At 50.7% G+C, this 17,125-nt stretch carries 15 protein-coding genes; 4 read left to right on the forward strand and 11 right to left on the reverse strand.

From position 1 onward, the window contains the following. Window positions 1-49 precede the first annotated feature (49 nt). A complete protein-coding gene (locus VFA_RS20720; RefSeq protein WP_004728888.1) occupies window positions 50-1,198 on the forward strand; it encodes a Na/Pi symporter in 1,149 nt (382 codons plus the stop codon). Between the two features lie 146 nt (window positions 1,199-1,344). Here the strand turns inward: VFA_RS20720 and VFA_RS20725 are convergent, their stop codons facing one another. The 5 genes from VFA_RS20725 to rppH are packed head-to-tail and all read right to left on the reverse strand — an operon-like array spanning window position 1,345 to window position 6,624. Next, window positions 1,345-2,196 (reverse strand): thymidylate synthase, encoded by an 852-nt coding sequence (locus VFA_RS20725; RefSeq protein ID WP_004728890.1) that lies wholly within the window; start codon window positions 2,194-2,196, stop codon window positions 1,345-1,347. A gap of 9 nt (window positions 2,197-2,205) precedes the next feature. Further along, a complete protein-coding gene (gene lgt / locus VFA_RS20730) occupies window positions 2,206-3,021 on the reverse strand; it encodes a prolipoprotein diacylglyceryl transferase (protein WP_004728892.1) in 816 nt (271 codons plus the stop codon). A 31-nt stretch (window positions 3,022-3,052) separates the two neighbouring features. Continuing rightward, window positions 3,053-3,847, reverse strand: a complete 795-nt coding sequence (locus tag VFA_RS20735; protein WP_014204510.1) for a sulfite exporter TauE/SafE family protein — start codon at window positions 3,845-3,847, stop codon at window positions 3,053-3,055. 9 nt (window positions 3,848-3,856) lie between these two features. Next, entirely contained in the window at window positions 3,857-6,103 is a 2,247-nt protein-coding gene (gene ptsP / locus VFA_RS20740; protein ID WP_004728897.1) for a phosphoenolpyruvate--protein phosphotransferase, read from the reverse strand. Window positions 6,104-6,105: 2 nt separating this feature from the next. Then, a complete protein-coding gene (gene rppH / locus VFA_RS20745; protein ID WP_004728900.1) occupies window positions 6,106-6,624 on the reverse strand; it encodes an RNA pyrophosphohydrolase in 519 nt (172 codons plus the stop codon). A 618-nt stretch (window positions 6,625-7,242) separates the two neighbouring features. Here rppH and mutH point away from each other — a divergent pair. Then, a complete protein-coding gene (mutH, locus tag VFA_RS20750) occupies window positions 7,243-7,908 on the forward strand; it encodes a DNA mismatch repair endonuclease MutH (protein ID WP_004728902.1) in 666 nt (221 codons plus the stop codon). Between the two features lie 3 nt (window positions 7,909-7,911). Here mutH and VFA_RS20755 read toward each other — a convergent pair whose 3' ends face one another. Next, entirely contained in the window at window positions 7,912-8,226 is a 315-nt protein-coding gene (locus tag VFA_RS20755; RefSeq protein ID WP_004728904.1) for a DUF6482 family protein, read from the reverse strand. A 187-nt stretch (window positions 8,227-8,413) separates the two neighbouring features. Here VFA_RS20755 and VFA_RS20760 point away from each other — a divergent pair, with 187 nt between their 5' ends. Further along, window positions 8,414-9,448 (forward strand): NADP(H)-dependent aldo-keto reductase, encoded by a 1,035-nt coding sequence (locus tag VFA_RS20760; RefSeq protein WP_004728906.1) that lies wholly within the window; start codon window positions 8,414-8,416, stop codon window positions 9,446-9,448. Window positions 9,449-9,488: 40 nt separating this feature from the next. On the opposite strand, the gene VFA_RS20765 is transcribed toward VFA_RS20760, so the two are convergent. The 5 genes from VFA_RS20765 to brnQ form a co-directional block, all read right to left on the reverse strand. Beyond that, window positions 9,489-9,740 carry a hypothetical protein gene (locus tag VFA_RS20765; protein ID WP_004728907.1) on the reverse strand — a complete coding sequence of 84 codons (252 nt, stop codon included), beginning with the start codon at window positions 9,738-9,740 and terminating at the stop codon, window positions 9,489-9,491. A 519-nt stretch (window positions 9,741-10,259) separates the two neighbouring features. Next, window positions 10,260-11,594 (reverse strand): cyclic-di-GMP-binding transcriptional regulator VpsR, encoded by a 1,335-nt coding sequence (gene vpsR / locus VFA_RS20770; RefSeq protein WP_004728911.1) that lies wholly within the window; start codon window positions 11,592-11,594, stop codon window positions 10,260-10,262. A gap of 269 nt (window positions 11,595-11,863) precedes the next feature. After that, window positions 11,864-13,396 (reverse strand): lysine--tRNA ligase, encoded by a 1,533-nt coding sequence (gene lysS / locus VFA_RS20775; RefSeq protein WP_004728914.1) that lies wholly within the window; start codon window positions 13,394-13,396, stop codon window positions 11,864-11,866. A gap of 32 nt (window positions 13,397-13,428) precedes the next feature. Beyond that, window positions 13,429-14,527 (reverse strand): peptide chain release factor 2 gene (prfB, locus tag VFA_RS20780; RefSeq protein WP_115333250.1). Its coding sequence is split into 2 segments (ribosomal slippage): window positions 13,429-14,451 and window positions 14,453-14,527, totalling 1,098 coding nucleotides; the frame shifts between segments, so codons are not numbered across the junction. A gap of 174 nt (window positions 14,528-14,701) precedes the next feature. After that, complete coding sequence (gene brnQ / locus VFA_RS20785; RefSeq protein WP_004728918.1) at window positions 14,702-16,015, reverse strand: branched-chain amino acid transport system II carrier protein; 1,314 nt, start codon at window positions 16,013-16,015, stop codon at window positions 14,702-14,704. A 306-nt stretch (window positions 16,016-16,321) separates the two neighbouring features. On the opposite strand from brnQ, the gene VFA_RS20790 reads away from it, so the two are divergent. Then, on the forward strand, window positions 16,322-17,041 hold the full coding sequence (locus VFA_RS20790) for a tRNA1(Val) (adenine(37)-N6)-methyltransferase (protein ID WP_004728920.1): 720 nt from the start codon (window positions 16,322-16,324) through the stop codon (window positions 17,039-17,041). Window positions 17,042-17,125: the final 84 nt, after the last annotated feature.

Here is a 17,125-nt window from a genome sequence, read left to right on the forward strand (position 1 = left end):
CAGATTCAACAACCGACCAAAGACATTCAGAAGGTCAATGGAGAAAACAATGATAAACCAAGCGACTACCACTGCCGCGCCAATCTCATCGACGACGCGATGGCTACGCTGGGCAAACTTGGCTTTCATGCTGTATCTACTGCTACTGGCAGTTGCCATGGTGGGCAGCGGATTTAAATGGGCAACCGGCGATCAGGCAAAAGTCCTGTTTGAGTTTGCTTCTCACCCGGTCGCTGGGTTGATGATTGGTTTGGTGGCCACGGCGCTGATTCAATCATCCAGCACAGTCACCTCAATTATTGTCGGCCTTGTGGCGGGCGGCTTGCCTGTTGAAACGGCCATTCCGATGGTCATGGGTGCCAACATCGGTACAACCGTCACCAATACGCTGGTCAGCCTCGGCCACGTGCGCTGCAAAGAAGAATTCAAACGTGCTTTTGCCAGCGCTACGATTCACGACTTCTTTAATTTGCTCGCCGTCTTCATTTTCCTTCCCTTGGAAATGATGTTTGGCATTCTGGAAAAAATCTCGCATTGGTTGGTCTCGCCACTTCTGGCGACAGGCGACATGAGCCTGAAAGGCTTTGATTTTATTAAGCCAATGACCAAACCCGTCATCAGCGCGCTGAAAGAGCAGCTCGCCACCTTGGGGGATACCTTGGGCGGTGTGGCCCTGATCCTGCTGGGCATTGCGACCATTTTCGTGGCGATCACCGTCATGGGGAAACTGATGAAGAGCTTGATGGTCGGCCGTGCACGTGAACTGCTGAAAAATGCCATTGGCCGTGGCCCACTACATGGTATTGCCTCAGGCACGCTGGTTACAGTGCTAGTACAATCGTCATCGACCACCACCAGCCTGATGGTGCCACTGGTTGGCTCTGGTGTGTTGAAAGTGCGTGACGTGTATCCATTCACGCTGGGCGCAAACATCGGGACGTGCATTACGGCGCTGCTAGCAGCGACCGCGGTATCGGGTGAGTTTGCTGTGTTTGCCCTGCAAATTGCGCTGGTCCACCTGACGTTCAACTTACTTGCAACCCTATTGATTTACGGCATCCCTTTCTTACGTGAGCTGCCAATCAAAGGCGCAGAGACGATTTCTGAGTGGGCGATTAAGAGCAAAGCGGTGGTCGCAGGCTACTTGCTGTCGGTGTTTATCGTCATTCCAGGCATGATTCTGGCGTTTACCTCGTAAACGACCCGAACCCAAAGCTTCCCTCTCGGGAAGCTTTTTTGTTTGCCTGACATCAACAAGAAACACGCGCTGTTTCGACGCTCATCCTCGAGATCGACGCGCATAAAAAAACGCTGGCACTGCCAGCGTTTTTTTGTCGTTCGCCATTACACCGAAAACGGATATTGAATCGGCTCATGGAACTCGTAGCCCGTGACATCAAAATCATCCAGCGTCACCCAAGTTTCCAAATCGTGTAGCGATTTGATGTTTGGGTTGATGTGAAATTGCGGCGCCGCGAGCGGTTCACGTTTCAATTGCACATCGCGCATGAGCGCCAGTTGATCCTCATAGATGTGCGCATTAACAATCTTGTGGTAGGCCTGCCCCGGCTTCTTACCGGTAATTTGCGCCATGATCGCCAAAAAGACATACACTTGGACCATGTTAAAGTTTAGCCCCAGCGGCACATCACACGAGCGTTGCGTGCTGTTCAAGTACAGCGTGTCCCCCAGCAGGGAAAAATGGTGGCTGTACATACACGGACGCAAACAGCCGAGGTGGAATTCCCCCGGGTTGTAGAAGTTCAGAATCTCACCGCGATCATCAACGCCACGCGTCAAGTCATCGACAATTTTCTTCAACTGATCCACATGACCGCCATCGGGCTTCGCCCAAGCACGACCTTGCACGCCATATACGCGCCCCATGTCGTCTTCACCTTGACGGTGTGGGTTATTCAGCCATGCGTCGTTCAGGTTGGCGTTGGCATCCCACGTTTTGGTGCCCAGCGCGCGAAAGTCAGCGGCGTTGTCATAACCCCGAATGTAGCCCAGCAGTTCGGCGACCGCTGCTTTCCAAAAACTCTTACGCGTGGTCACCAGTGGAAACTGGTTATTGGCCACGTCATAAGTTAAATCGGCATTGATCACGGTCAGGCAGCGTTTGCCTGTCCGTTCGTTTTCCACCCACACACCTTCATCGACAATGCGCTGGCAAAGATCTAAATACTGTTTCACTTCGAACCCTTACTTTGCGGCCACGCTGTCTTGGTAACGGCCACGTTTGTAAGCCCACACCATCAGCAGTACGCCAGCAATAATCATTGGTGTTGAAAGGATTTGTCCCATTGAGATGACTCCGCCAAACAGCCCCAGTTGGGCATCCGGCTCTCGAACAAATTCAACCAGGAAGCGGAATGTACCATATCCCGCCAAGAATAGCCCAGCAACCGAACCCAGCGGACGTGGCTTCTTAATGAACCAATTGAGAATGAGAAAGAGCACAATCCCTTCTAAAACAAATTCATACAGTTGTGATGGGTGACGAGGCAGCGGCCCAGCATTCGGGAAAATAATCGCCCAAGGCACATCGGTGGTGCGTCCCCACAGTTCGCCGTTCATGAAGTTGCCCAAACGGCCCATGCCCAAACCAAATGGCACCAGCGGCGCCACAAAATCAGCCACACCAAAGAAGGTGCGTTGATGTTTGTGCGCATACCAGAACATCGCGGTGATCACGCCCAGCAGGCCACCGTGGAACGACATACCGCCCGTCCACACTTTGAAGAGGTAGAGCGGATCGGCCAAAAACAAGTCAAAATTGTAGAACAGTACATACCCGATTCGACCACCGATCACCACACCGAGAAAGCCGGCAAACAGCAGATCGGACACTTGCTCACGCGTCCAGCCACTGCCGGGTTTATCGGCACGGCGGTTCGCCAACCACATGGCAAACATAAAGCCAATCAGATACATCATGCCGTACCAGCGCACAGAAATCGGCCCAATGGAGACTAAAACGGGGTCAATGTTTGGAAATTCAAGATAGCCCTGAGACATAAATTGTGTTCTCTTTTCTTTTAAAATCAGATCATTGCATCAACATTGTGACAGCAACAAACATAAGGAAAACCGCAAAGAAGCGCTTTAATACCGTGGTCGGCAACTGCGTTGCCAGTTTGGCGCCAATCCGGGTGGTTAACATCGACGTTGACGCAATCGCTACCAGCGCTGGCAGATACACATAGCCCACACTGTATTGCGGCAGCCCTTCGGCTTGATAACCGTGCAAAATAAAGCCAAGCATGCCGGAAATCGCAATCATAAAGCCACACACCGACGACGAACCGACCGCTTTGCGCATCTCAACGCCGTGATGGTTGAGAAACGGTACGGACAGCGAACCGCCCCCAATCCCGGCCAAACTCGACACCACACCAATCCCACTGCCGTAGAGCGCCGTCATCATCGCACCCGGCATGGGCCACGTGTGCGTCACGCGAATGGAGCGATACATTTGCAGCGCCAACACCAACACAATCGCGCCAAACACTTTCGGCAAATAGTGGTTGGGAATCCACTCTGCAATCACCGAACCGAGAAAGCCGCCGACCAACACGCCAGGCAGCAGCCATTTGACGACGAACATGTCGACATTCCCGAGTTTAAGATGATTGAGCGCAGAAGAGCCCGAGGTCACGATGATGGTTGCCAGCGATGTCGCCAGCGCCAGTTGCATGACGATATCCGGCGAGATGCCCGATAGCGGTAACAGAAACAGTAACGCAGGCACGACGACCAACCCACCGCCAATGCCGAGCAAACCTGCCAGCACACCCACGATAGCCCCAAGTAACAACAGCAGGGCCATTAATCCGATACTCACATTGTGTTCCTATTTTTTACCCGCTCTGACAAAGCCGGCGAAGCCTTTCTCTTCGAAATGAGTGAGCATCATATTATAAATATCATGACCGTAGGGTTGCATCAGCGCTTTGTCAGCAAGTGAGCGCAATTCGCTCATGTCGGAGTGACGAACCAAGTATTTCACCCGCGCGACGTTCGAGGTGTTCATACTCAGCGCGGTGTACCCTAACCCAATCAGCAATAAAGAGCCAATCGGATCGCCCGCCAACTCGCCACACACACAAACCGGAATCTGATGCTGTTCGCAGGTGTGTTGAATCTGCTTTAGCGCCATCACCACAGCTGGATGCATCGATTCATAGACATCAGCCACACGGGAATTGTTCCGATCGACCGCCAACAGATATTGCGTTAAGTCGTTGGTGCCCACCGAGACGAAATCAATTTTGTTGGCCACCAGCGGCAACAAATACAGCATTGACGGCACTTCAACCATGATGCCAATCTCCGGCATCACAATTTGATCGTCGACTTTGCGCGTTTCGGCATAGGCTTGATGAATCAAGGCCAATGCATCATCGAGCTCTTTGGTGCCGGAGATCATCGGCAGCAGAATGCTCAGGTTGTTGTAGCCTCGGCTGGCGCGCATCATCGCCCGCAGTTGAATCATGAAGATGTCGGGGTGATCGAGCGTAAAGCGAATTCCACGCCATCCCAAAAACGGGTTGTCTTCTTCAATCGGCAGATACGGCAGTGGTTTATCTCCGCCAATATCGAGGGTGCGCATCACCACGCGTTGATTCGGATACGCCGCAAGCACCGTACGATACAGTTGAATCTGCTCTTCTTCTGACGGGAAACGGTGCTGCAATAGAAACGAGATTTCGGTCCGGTACAACCCCACCCCATCCACACCTTGGTTGATGGCAATGTTGGTGTCGGCGCTCAAACCGGCATTGAGCAGCAATTCGATTCGTTGCCCGTCTTGCGTAAACGCAGGCTCCGAAATCGCCTCGTTGACCATTTTCGACAGCTCACGCTCTTCATTGGCGAGCGCGCGATACTCAGACAGCACCTGTTTGGCCGGCGAAATAAAGAGCTTGCCACTGTAGCCGTCAACAATGCCCTTCTTGCCATTGATCTGTTTGAGGTTCACCGACACGCCCATGATGGCGGGAATGCCCAGCGCGCGCGATAAAATCGCTGCATGCGAGTTTGCCGCCCCTTCGAGCGACACAACGGCCAACAACTTATCTTTGGGCAGCGCCGCCAGAATAGACGCGGTCAGCTCTCGCACCACCAAAATAATCGGTTTATCAAGCTGTTGCTGTTCGTGTTCGGTGTTGTAGAGGAAATAGAGCAGACGTTGTCCCAGTTCACGAACATCTTGTGCCCGTTCTCGCAGATAGGCATCCGACATGCGAGCAAACCGGTTGGAATAGGTTTCGACCACCTGACGCAACGCCCAGTCGGCGCGATCGCCTTTTTGAATCTGCACCTTGAGATCTTTGCGCAGCATCGGGTCGTTCAAGAGGTGCGTAAAGAGGTCAAAGATCGCCAGCGCTTCTTTGTTGATTTCGCTGTCGAGCTTTTTACGCATCTTACGAAAATCGCTCAGCGCGCTTTCAATGGCACGCGTCAGCCATTCCTGTTCGCGATCCACATCCAGCGTTGACGCCGGATACACTTCCGCAAGCTGTGGTTGGGAGTCATCCCACCATAATTCGCCTATAGCAACACCGGGAGACGCCGGGATCCCACTGATCGCTTGCTGTTTTTTGGTCAGCAGCCAATGGCCTTGCGTTCGCGCATGCGCGACGATCACCGCCAGCTGAGCCGCGAGCGTGACGAGAAACGAGACTTCCATCTCGCTAAACAGACGAGGAGATTTCTGTTGGACAACCAAAACGCCCAACACTTGTTTGCGGTAGATAATCGGTGTGCCGAGGAACGAGTTGTAAACCTCTTCGCCCAGCTGTTTGAAGTATTTAAAGTTGGGATGCTTCGACGCTTCAGCGAGGTTGATTGGCTCGGCAGAACGCTTCACCAACCCAACCAGACCTTCATCAAAATCAATGAGGATTTTATCGCCTTTGAATTTCAAGCCTTGGGTCGCCATCAATTCCAGACGATGCATCTCTTCATTTGCTAAATAGACAGTACAACACTCAGTGCTCATCGCACTGCATGTCTGTTTTACAAAAATATCCAACGCTTGGTAAACGTCTTCAACTTTTGAAACCTGTTCAACTATATCCCTTAGCTGAGAGAGCATCTCTATCCTCTTCGATTTTTGCGCTTACCTTTCACTTTACGTTCTTTAAACGGCATCGCCAATGACGCAAATTCTTTCATCGCCCGACGATACACATCACGCTTAAAAGAGACCACTTGTCTCACCGGATACCAATAACTCACCCAGCGCCAACCATCAAATTCAGGGGTGCTACCACGCTGCATGTTGATTCTTGATTCATCACATTCCAAACGCAGTAGGAACCATTTCTGTTTTTGTCCAATACAGACAGGCTGCGAATCCCATCGAACCAAACGTTTTGGCAGCTTGTATCGAAGCCAATGTCGACTGGTCGCAATGATTTTGACGTCCTTTTTCGTTAAGCCAACCTCTTCGTAAAGCTCCCGAAACATCGCTTGCTCAGGAGTTTCACCCTCATCTATTCCACCTTGCGGGAATTGCCATGAGTGTTGCCCGTATCGTTTCGCCCAGAATACCTGACCATGGTTGTTACAAATCACAATACCCACATTGAGTCGGTAACCATCGCCATCTATCACTGGCAAACCTCTAGTAAAATCTTAATTGCTTTGATTTTTCCACATATCCCCAACGGGAGCAAACTTACTAATGTGATTCACACGAAATTTATTGCTTGCGACCTGCAAATTGAATAAGTTTTGTTCAAATTAAAACTTATCAACAGCAGAGTGAGAGGTAGCCCACATTTATTCACGTTTTCTGTGAATAACCATGTGCAGAAGACAGTGGACTGTGTAAAAAAGCCATCAAACCCACAATGTCCCACTTCAAAAACCAAACACAAAACCAATAATTTTCCCTTATAATTCATGAGTTAAAAAACATGTAATTCAATCAAGCTAGACGTAAAATAAGAAAAGATCATTCAAACTCAAAAAACGCTCAAAGATCCACCAATTCTGCTGTTATCCACACCACCGCGTCAAAATGCGCTTTTTTTCGCCGTCATCCCGGTCGCGATTCAACCGGAAACCCCTGTTTATGCATACATGTCACATTAATCTCATTTGTAGCCCTGAGCCACCTGTGGATAACTAGCAAAAAGATGATCTTTTGCACACGTTGATCATTATTTCTCCACGATCCGCGTACGCCGAAAATTTGCTACAATCGCCTTTTTGCCCACAGCGCTTTTTATGAAACCAGAACCACAAACCGAACAGGAACTGCTAGCACGGGCGCAGCACATTGCCGGCGTCTCGTTTACCGAGCTCGCTCAAGAGGCACAGATGGCGGTGCCACCGGATCTGCGCAAGGATAAAGGCTGGGTTGGCCAATTGCTGGAATGGCATTTAGGCGCCACCGCAGGCAGTAAACCGCAACAAGATTTCGAATCGTTGGGCATTGAACTCAAAAGCATTCCCATCGGTTACAACGGCAAGCCCTTGGAAACCACGTTTGTCTGTGTCGCGCCACTCACCGGCGTGCATGGCCTCACGTGGGAGCAGAGCCACGTGCGCAATAAATTGTCTCGCGTATTGTGGATTCCGGTCGAAGGTGAACGAGAAATCCCACTGGCGCAGCGCCGGGTTGGCTCGCCGCTGATCTGGAGTCCGTCTCCCGAAGAGGAAGCACAGCTCAAAGCCGATTGGGAAGAGTTGATGGAATTCATTGTGCTGGGCAAGATTTCGGAAATCAGCGCACGCCACGGCGAAGTGTTGCAACTGCGCCCGAAAGCCGCCAACGGCCGCGTAAAAACTGAAGCCTATGGCGCCAATGGCCGCCCAATCCAAACGCTGCCGCGCGGCTTTTATTTACGAACTCAGTTTACCGCACAAATTTTGGCAACTTACTACGCTTGACTCTTAATGCTTGCTGATAGGCAGCGGAATATCGCTGTATTTCTGGCCGCCGGCGATCCCACACTCTTCATACGCGCAGCTCATGCGTAAATAGGCGTGGGTCAGCCCCAGTTGGGAGAGTTGATCTTTGGCGGCATGCAGGGATGAAAAATGCAACGGCTCGCCGCGATCAAGCAGCGGTTCCACACGATGTTTCACCTCGACCCCCAACGTATAATGAGTCGCATCAGCGCACCCAATCACATACACTTTCGGCGGCTCAAAGCCGGGTTTATGCGGGCTGTGCAGCCACTTCGTCAGTTGTTGTTTGTGCATCATTCACCTCCATTTCCCTCAGTGTAGACGAGCCGCCACAGAGCTCAAGTTCCTCCAGCCGCTGCTGCCGACGTACAAATTTCATTTCCTTTTGCACCAATTCTTCGCTTATAGTGAAATTCATATCAAAAGCCGCTTTAGTTTCAATAAGCTATAAGCGGCGTGTTCCGAATGCAGACAAGGAAGTGCCATGCAATACACCAAACTGCCTCACTCGAGCCTTGAAATCAGCAAACTGTGCCTTGGCACCATGACGTTTGGCGAACAAAATACACAAGCAGACGCGTTCAGCCAGCTTGATTACGCGCTCGAACGCGGCATCAATTTTATCGACACCGCAGAAATGTACCCAGTGCCTCCCAAAGCAGAAACGCAAGGGAAAACCGAAGCATTCATCGGCAACTGGTTAGAAAAATCCGGCAAGCGAGAAAAAGTGGTGTTGGCGACCAAAGTCGCCGGTCCGCGCAATGTGCCCTACATTCGGGACAATATGGCGCTCGACCATCGCCACATTCACCAAGCGATCGACGACAGCCTCAGCCGGCTGAAAACCGATTACATTGACTTGTATCAGTTGCACTGGCCACAGCGTCAAACCAATACCTTTGGTCAGCTCAACTACCCCTACCCAGACAAACAAGAAGAAGTCACGCTGATTGAGACGCTCGAAGCGCTCAGCGATTTAGTGCGCATGGGGAAAGTGCGTTACATCGGCGTCTCCAACGAAACCCCGTGGGGCTTAATGACCTACCTGCGTTTGGCCGAAAAGCATGACTTGCCACGCATGGTCTCAATTCAAAACCCATACAACCTGCTTAATCGCAGCTTTGAAGTCGGCTTGTCGGAAATCAGTCATCATGAAGGGGTGAAACTGTTGGCGTACTCCCCGATGGCGTTTGGCGTCCTTAGCGGCAAATACCTCAATGGCGCCCGCCCAACGGGTGCGCGTTGCAGCTTGTTTGAACGGTTTCAACGCTACTTTACGCCGCAAGGCTTAAAGGCGACTGAAGCGTACGTCAATCTTGCCAGAGAGTTTGGTCTCGATCCGGCCCAGATGGCACTCGCATTTGTTAATCAGCGCCCGTTCGTGGCCGCCAACATCATCGGGGCCACCAACTTGCAACAGTTAAAATCCAATATTGATAGTCTAGAGCTTGAGTTAAGTGAAGAATTGCTGCTTAAGATTCAAGAGATTGGCACACGCTACTCCAATCCTTGTCCTTAGAATTCAGAGCGGGGCTGGCGCAGCAGCCAGCCCCTTTTGATTACGTCGGTATTCGCGCACTTAAGACACGACGGATATGACGCACACGGCGTTCCGCTTTGATGGCATCCGGTACGCTGCTTCCCATTGGGCGACCGTCCACTTGCAAGCCGATATCTTTCAGTAAATGTTCGTTGTGCCAGGGAATATCAAACGCACTGCGGCGAACTTTTCGTTTCCATTCACGTTCTTCACGACGTAGATCAGCACGAACCAAGAGTGTAGCCAGTTGTAGATAAACAGAATGACGCATAATTTTTCTCCAGTTGAAGATTGAGACTGGGAAAATGGCGCTATGGTGCTGGAAAGCATGGGATGACCCCTGTTAGCTGCCAATTTCCGCAGCCTGTCAGAGGTTACGGATTAATTAGAAATCTTTGCCTTTGGTATCGATGGCACGACGATCAGCAGACATGGGAGCTGCGGTCGCGGCACATGAACCGTGAATAGAAGCGCAAAGGGTATGAATCGATACAAAATGTTTCATATTGCGCCTCCAAGCAAAAATCATTAATCCGAAAAGAAGTGTGTTTTCAGTGAGCTAGACTCACGGTTAAATTCTATGCAACTGAGCGTTATCTTCAACCTTTAATTAACAATCAGCGAAAAAACAACCAATATCTCCAGACTTTCACTCAATAACAGAAAGATATAACGTATTCACCAGCGGAATAAGCCAATATGCAACATATTCGGGCATAGTCATTCCTCCGCTGATACCCCGATCAAAAAAGCCACCCGCAGGTGGCTTGAGCTGACAGCATCACAGCGATCAGTACGAGTTGTCAGAAATGAGGTTGTGCTTGTTCAACAACCGGTACATGGTCGCACGCGACACACCCAACTCTTTGGCAGCATTCGACACCTGACCAGAATGCGACTCCAGCACCAGCAGCAACGCATCCCGCTCAGAGCGTTCACGAATGCTTTTCAGGCTGCGTTTGCCATCGCCCCGTTTCGGTAAATCAAGATGCGACTCTTCCAACATGATGGTGTCGGACATCAGCACCACCCGCTTGATCTGGTTCATCAACTCACGCACGTTGCCGGGCCAGTGATAACGAGTCAAAGCACGCATCGCATCTTCGGTAAAGCTGCGCGCCTGCGCGTTGTACTCTTTGGAGTATTCGCGCAAAAAGTGCTTCGCCAACACGGCCACGTCTGCCGCGCGCTCTTTCAGGCTCGGCACGTTGATGCGCAAAACATTGATGTAGTGATAGAGCTCTTCATTGAAATCGCCGTCAATCAGCGCTTTTTCAATGTCGGACGAATTGGCCGCCAAAACGCGCACATCAACGGTTTTGCTGCCTTGTGGCGTATCGACGGTGCCTTCTTGCAAGAAACGCAGCAAGTTCAACTGCTGGCTTTTGGGTAAGGTCAGAATGTCATTGAGCAGCAAGGTGCCACCATCGGCTTGCAGCAACAATGGTGACACGGACTCTTCATCACAGCCGATGCCAAACAGCTCGCATTCGATGCGTTTTTCTGACATCGCACGGCAGTTGACGGAAACAAACGGTTTTTGAGAACGAGACGAGGTTTTGTGAATGGCTTTGGCGACAGACTCTTTGCCTGAGCCGCTCTCACCGTAGATGAGAATACTGACATCGGTTGGACCGATGCGTTTGATTTGGTCGCGCAGGCGCTTCATGGGGATGGAGTCGCCAATCAATCCCAAATCACTGTTGGAGCCGTAATGCGGCCACACTTTTTTCTCAAGTTTCAGCATGCCGAGCTGGTGACCAATGGTGCTCAGCAGTTGTGTATCGGGAATGGGTGCGGTAAAGAAATCGATACAGAAGTTCACAATGAACTGGCAAATGGTGTCGGAGCTCAACTGAGACTCGCGAATAAACGCTAACCAGCGCACCTGTTTGTGACTACTCACCAAATTGGCGATGCCATTGAGGCTGAATTCATCGTGGCTTAGATCCACGATCCCAATGCATGGCCCTGTTTCACTAAACAACAGATCCGCTTTGCGCAAATCCGCGCACTGAGTACAGCGCCACCCCACTTGTTCTAATACCGACAGCCACGGCTCGTACGTACCGCCTACCACGATTAACGAGCCCGGCACGGAGTCCATACGGAATTGAGTGCCCATCAACTGAATCCTTTTTGTTATAAAAATTTTTTATGCAGTGCTACTTATTGGCACTTTCACCACTGACGTTACATTAACGAGACTTGTGATTAGAATCTGTCTCAAGTGTAAGACTAGAAAGTAAATAGAAAACTTTCTACCAAGGTTTAGAATTAAGCCACAGCAAAAAGCAAATAAATAGCAGGGATACCCCCTCATTTTTGGAACCTATTACTGAATAAATAAAAAAAGCCGCCATAAATGGCGGCTTTTAATAACAAATTTAGCAATTAAGCCTGAGGACGCATTGCTGGGAACAGGATCACGTCACGGATGGTGTGCGAGTTGGTAAACAGCATCGCCAGACGGTCGATACCGATGCCTTGACCAGCCGTTGGTGGTAGGCCGTGTTCCAGTGCAGTGATGTAGTCTGCATCGTAGAACATCGCTTCGTCATCACCTGCATCTTTCGCTTCAACCTGCGCTTTAAAGCGTGCGTCTTGGTCTTCCGCATCGTTCAGCTCAGAGAAGCCGTTCGCCACTTCACGGCCGCCGATGAAGAACTCGAAACGGTCAGTGATGAATGGGAAATCATCGTTACGACGGGCCAGAGGCGAGATATCCGCTGGGTAGCCAGTGATGAACGTTGGCTGAATCAGTTTAGGCTCTGCGGTTTCACCGAAGATCTCTTCCAGCAACTGACCACATGTCCAGAACGGTTCCACTTCCACATGCACTGATTTCGCGATCGCCACCATGTGCTCACGGTCTTGAACTTTGTCGTAATCCAGCGCTTGGATCTCTGCGTGGTCTGGGTTGTAGTGTTTGATCGCGTCGAGCATGCTCATGCGCGCGTATTGACCGCCAAACTCAACCATTTCATCGCCGTAAGGCATTGACGTTGAACCCAGAACGTTCATCGCAACCGTGCTCAGCATCTCTTCAGTCAGATCCATCAGATCTTTGTAGTCCGCGTACGCTTGGTAGAATTCCATCATGGTGAATTCTGGGTTGTGACGAGGTGACAGACCTTCGTTACGGAAGTTACGGTTGATTTCAAACACACGGTCAAACCCGCCCACAACCAGACGTTTCAAGTACAGCTCTGGTGCGATACGCAGGTACATGTCGATGTCCAGTGCGTTGTGGTGTGTGATGAATGGACGTGCAGATGCACCACCCGGGATCACGTGCATCATTGGCGTTTCAACTTCCAAGTAGCCTTTTGAGCTCATGAAGTTACGAATAGCCGCGACCAGCTTAGAACGGATGATGAATGCTTTGCGTGAGTCTTCGTTGACGATCAGGTCAACGTAACGTTGACGGTAACGCATTTCTTGGTCAGTCAGGCCGTGGAATTTTTCTGGCAGAGGACGCAGTGCTTTGGTCAGCAGTTCGTACTCTTCCATGTTCACATACAGGTCGCCTTTGCCTGATTTGTGAAGTGCGCCTTTCACACCGATGATGTCACCGATGTCCAGACCTTGGTATTTCTCTTTCAGTTCTTTTTGAACATCTTTTGCAGCGTAAGCCTGAATGCGACCCGAGGTTTCCTGAATCACCAGGAATGGACCACGTTTCGCCATCACACGACCCGCGATCGCCACGATGTGGTTCAGCGCTTCCAGTTCTTCTTTGGTCTTTTCACCGAACTCAGCTTGCAGATCACCCGCGAGGCTGTCACGACGGAAGTCATTTGGGTGACCGTTCGCCTTACAACCCTTACGAATGTGCTCTAACTTGCTGCGACGCTCTGCAATCAGTTTGTTTTCTTCTTGCGCGATTTGCTCTTGATTCGTTTCGTTTTGAACAGCATCAGTCATTTTGCATGTACCCTGTTTTGTCGGTAAAAAGCTTAAAGACCTGATTTCAGGCTAGCTTCGATAAATTTGTCTAAGTCACCGTCAAGAACCGCTTGTGTATTGCGGTTTTCAACGCCGGTACGTAAATCTTTGATTCGTGAATCATCTAACACGTATGAACGGATTTGGCTACCCCAGCCGATGTCCGATTTCGCGTCTTCATTCGCTTGTTTCTCAGCATTCTGCTTTTGCAGCTCAAGTTCAAACAGTTTCGCACGCAGCTGTTTCATCGCTTGATCTTTGTTTTTGTGCTGAGAGCGGTCGTTTTGACACTGCACAACGGTGTTGGTTGGAAGGTGGGTAATACGTACCGCAGATTCCGTGGTGTTCACGTGCTGACCACCGGCACCCGAAGCGCGGTAAACGTCGATGCGCAGATCCGCTGGGTTAATGTCGATGGCAATGTTGTCATCAATCTCTGGGTAAACAAACGCAGACGCAAATGACGTATGGCGACGACCACCGGAGTCAAAAGGTGACTTACGAACTAAACGGTGAACACCGGTTTCGGTACGCAACCAACCGTAAGCGTAGTCGCCCACGATGCGAACGGTCGCCGATTTCAGGCCCGCTACATCGCCTTCCGATACTTCAATCACTTCCGTTTTGAAGCCTTTCGCATCGGCCCAGCGCAGGTACATACGCAACATCATGGATGTCCAGTCTTGCGCTTCTGTACCACCAGAACCGGCTTGCAGGTCAAGGTAGCAATCTGACGAATCGTGGTCACCGGAGAACATACGGCGGAATTCCAGCTTCGCCAGCTTGCTTTCCAGTTCTTCCAGTTCAGGGCCAATTTCGTCAAATGTTTCTTGGTCTTCGGCTTCCACCGCCAGCTCCAAGAGACCTTCAACGTCATCCACACCTTGGTCGAGTTGGTCAATGGTTTCCACAACCGCTTCTAGAGAAGAACGTTCTTTACCCAGCGCTTGCGCGCGCTCAGGTTCGTTCCACACATCCGGTTGTTCAAGTTCTGCGTTGACTTCTTCTAGACGCTCTTTTTTGGCGTCATAGTCAAAGATACCCCCTCAGGACGTTCGTGCGCTCTGACACATCCTGAATACGGTTTTTAATTGGATTGATTTCAAACATGTTTGATTTTGACTTTATGAATAGAATTTAACCGCAGAATTCTACTGAAAAATGTGATGAAGATACAGGAAAAATTCGCCTCACTGCGCAGGGTTTTTCGCGCTTCAGGCAGAAATTCTGCCCAAATAAAAAAGGCGGATGATACCTCATCCGCCTTCACTTTGAATCGAGCGATTACACCGTTTCGTGCTGCAGCTCATCCTGTACAGAGGTCGCCACGAAGAACATGCAAATCAGTGCAGCAAAGGTCGGTAGTACCCACCCCATGCCCACATCAAACAGAGGCAGCACGTCAAAGAATGACATGTCGGCACCAACCACTTTGGCGGCGTCGATCAACGCAAACAGGAATGCAACCAACGTCACCACGCGAAACGCAGCTTGTGGATTCGGTAATTTGTGACGCACAAATGCCAGCAGAACCAGCACAATCGCCACAGGGTACAGCGCCACCAGCACTGGAATCGACAGCGAAATCAGTTGTGCCAGACCCACGTTCGCAATGACCGCGCACGCTACACCGTTGATGATGACCCACGTGTGGTAAGGAATCTTGGTCACCGAGCTGAAGTACTCTGAACACGCAGAAATCAGGCCAATCGCCGTGGTCAGACACGCCAACAAAACGATGGTCGACAGAACCACTTGGCCATAAGGACCAAACAGCGCTTGGACATATTGGCTCAGAATAAAGCCGCCGTTGTCCGCACCGCCGGCAATCACCGAGCTGGTTGCGCCCAAGTAGAACAGCGAGATGTACACCGATGCCAAACCAGCGGCCGCAATGAAGGCTGAGCTAATCAGGTATTTGGTGGTTGCACGGGATTCAGTGATGCCTTTGCTGCGCATCGCATCGACAATCAGCATGCCAAACATCAGTGCCGCCAAAGTATCCATGGTGTTGTAACCTTCCAAGAAACCTTTGGTGAATGGCTGGGTGGCATACGGGCCAGATGCAGGCATCCACGCGCCTTGCGGGTCCATGAATACGCCAACAGCCAAAATGATCAAGCCGATAAACAGCGCAGGGGTTAGCAGTTTACCAATCAGGTCAATCAAACGGCCTTGTGACCAAGAGAAGAACATCGCCACCACAAAGAACAGCACTGAGAACGCAGTCAGGTGCATTTGCGAAGTTTCAGCAAACAGCGGGCTCACCGCCATTTCATACGCCACGAGGCCAGTACGCGGCGCCGCAAAAGCTGGACCGATAATGATAAAAATCAGCACCGCGATCAGCGTGGCCACTTTGACGGGTAAGTCTTTGGTGAGGTGTTGCCAGCTACCGCCCGCAATCGCCACAGCAATGATAGCCACCAAAGGAAGACCCACAGCCGTGAGCAGGAAGCCGCCCATGGCCGGCATCAAGTTTTCGCCCGCCATCTGGCCGGCCAATGGTGGAAAAATGATGTTCCCAGCGCCCAAGAAGAACGCGAAAAGCATAAAGCCTAAAGCGGCAATATCTGTTAGTTTTAACGTCTGCTTCACAGATAACCCTTATTAAAATGTCATGAATGTTGTGTGTGCATCCGGTGGAGATCCGACGTCCCCAACCTTAAATTAGGGGGCGAATAATGACGAAACCATCGATATTTCGCAATAGCAAAGCAAAAAACACCACATTAATTTGCAACTATAAGAAAAAAGCAGTGAAAATCACTATTTGTTAAAAAATAGATAGAACGATATTTCGATCAACCCAACCCACAAATTGACAACAACCAGAACAAAAATCCAAACAATAAAATAACAACAGACAGAATTACTTCAAGTTAAACAGAAATCGATATTTTCATGAAAAGTAGCACGTTAAAGACTAAAGGCTTCAAATTTAAGCAATTTACCATTGAAGGGGGCCAAAGCGGCATGCCCGTCAGCACCGATGGCGTTTTGTTGGGCGCGTGGGCATTTGCCACCTCGCCGCAGCACATTCTCGATATCGGCACGGGCACCGGTTTGCTGGCCTTAATGTGCGCGCAGCGATTTCCGCAAGCGAGCATCACAGCAGTCGATATCGATGAACACGCGTTTCATGCCGCCAGCCACAACGTGGCGCACTCCCCATGGGCCAATCGCATCCAGGTGGCGCAGCAAAACATTCTTCAAACCCAGCTCAACACGCCCGTCGATGCGATCATCTGTAACCCGCCCTATTTCAATGACGGCCAACAGTCGCAGCATGCGCAGCGCGCCACCGCGCGACACACCGACCGCTTAAATCATGGAGACTTACTGCAAGCAATGGCGCGCTTGCTGACGCCTCTCGGCACCGCCAGTCTGATCTTGCCTGCCGTTGAGGGGGAACAATTCATTGCTCAAGCCGAGCAGCAAGGTTGGTTTCTGGCGCGACGTTGCAACGTGCAACCTTCGGCGCGTAAACCTGTACACCGCCTATTGTTTGAGCTACAAAGAGAGCCGTGCTCCAGCCAATTGAGTACACTCATAATTCAAGAAGGCGCCACCTACAGTGCAGACTTTATCGCCTTAACGCGTGCTTTTTATCTCAAGATGTAGAAATTAAAGATGTGATCTGGCCGATGATCCATCTATAATGTGCGCCCTTTAATTTAGACTGATCAGCCCAGCGCTCGCGGAGTA

Source organism: Vibrio furnissii CIP 102972 (assembly GCF_000176175.1).
GTDB lineage: Bacteria > Pseudomonadota > Gammaproteobacteria > Enterobacterales > Vibrionaceae > Vibrio > Vibrio furnissii.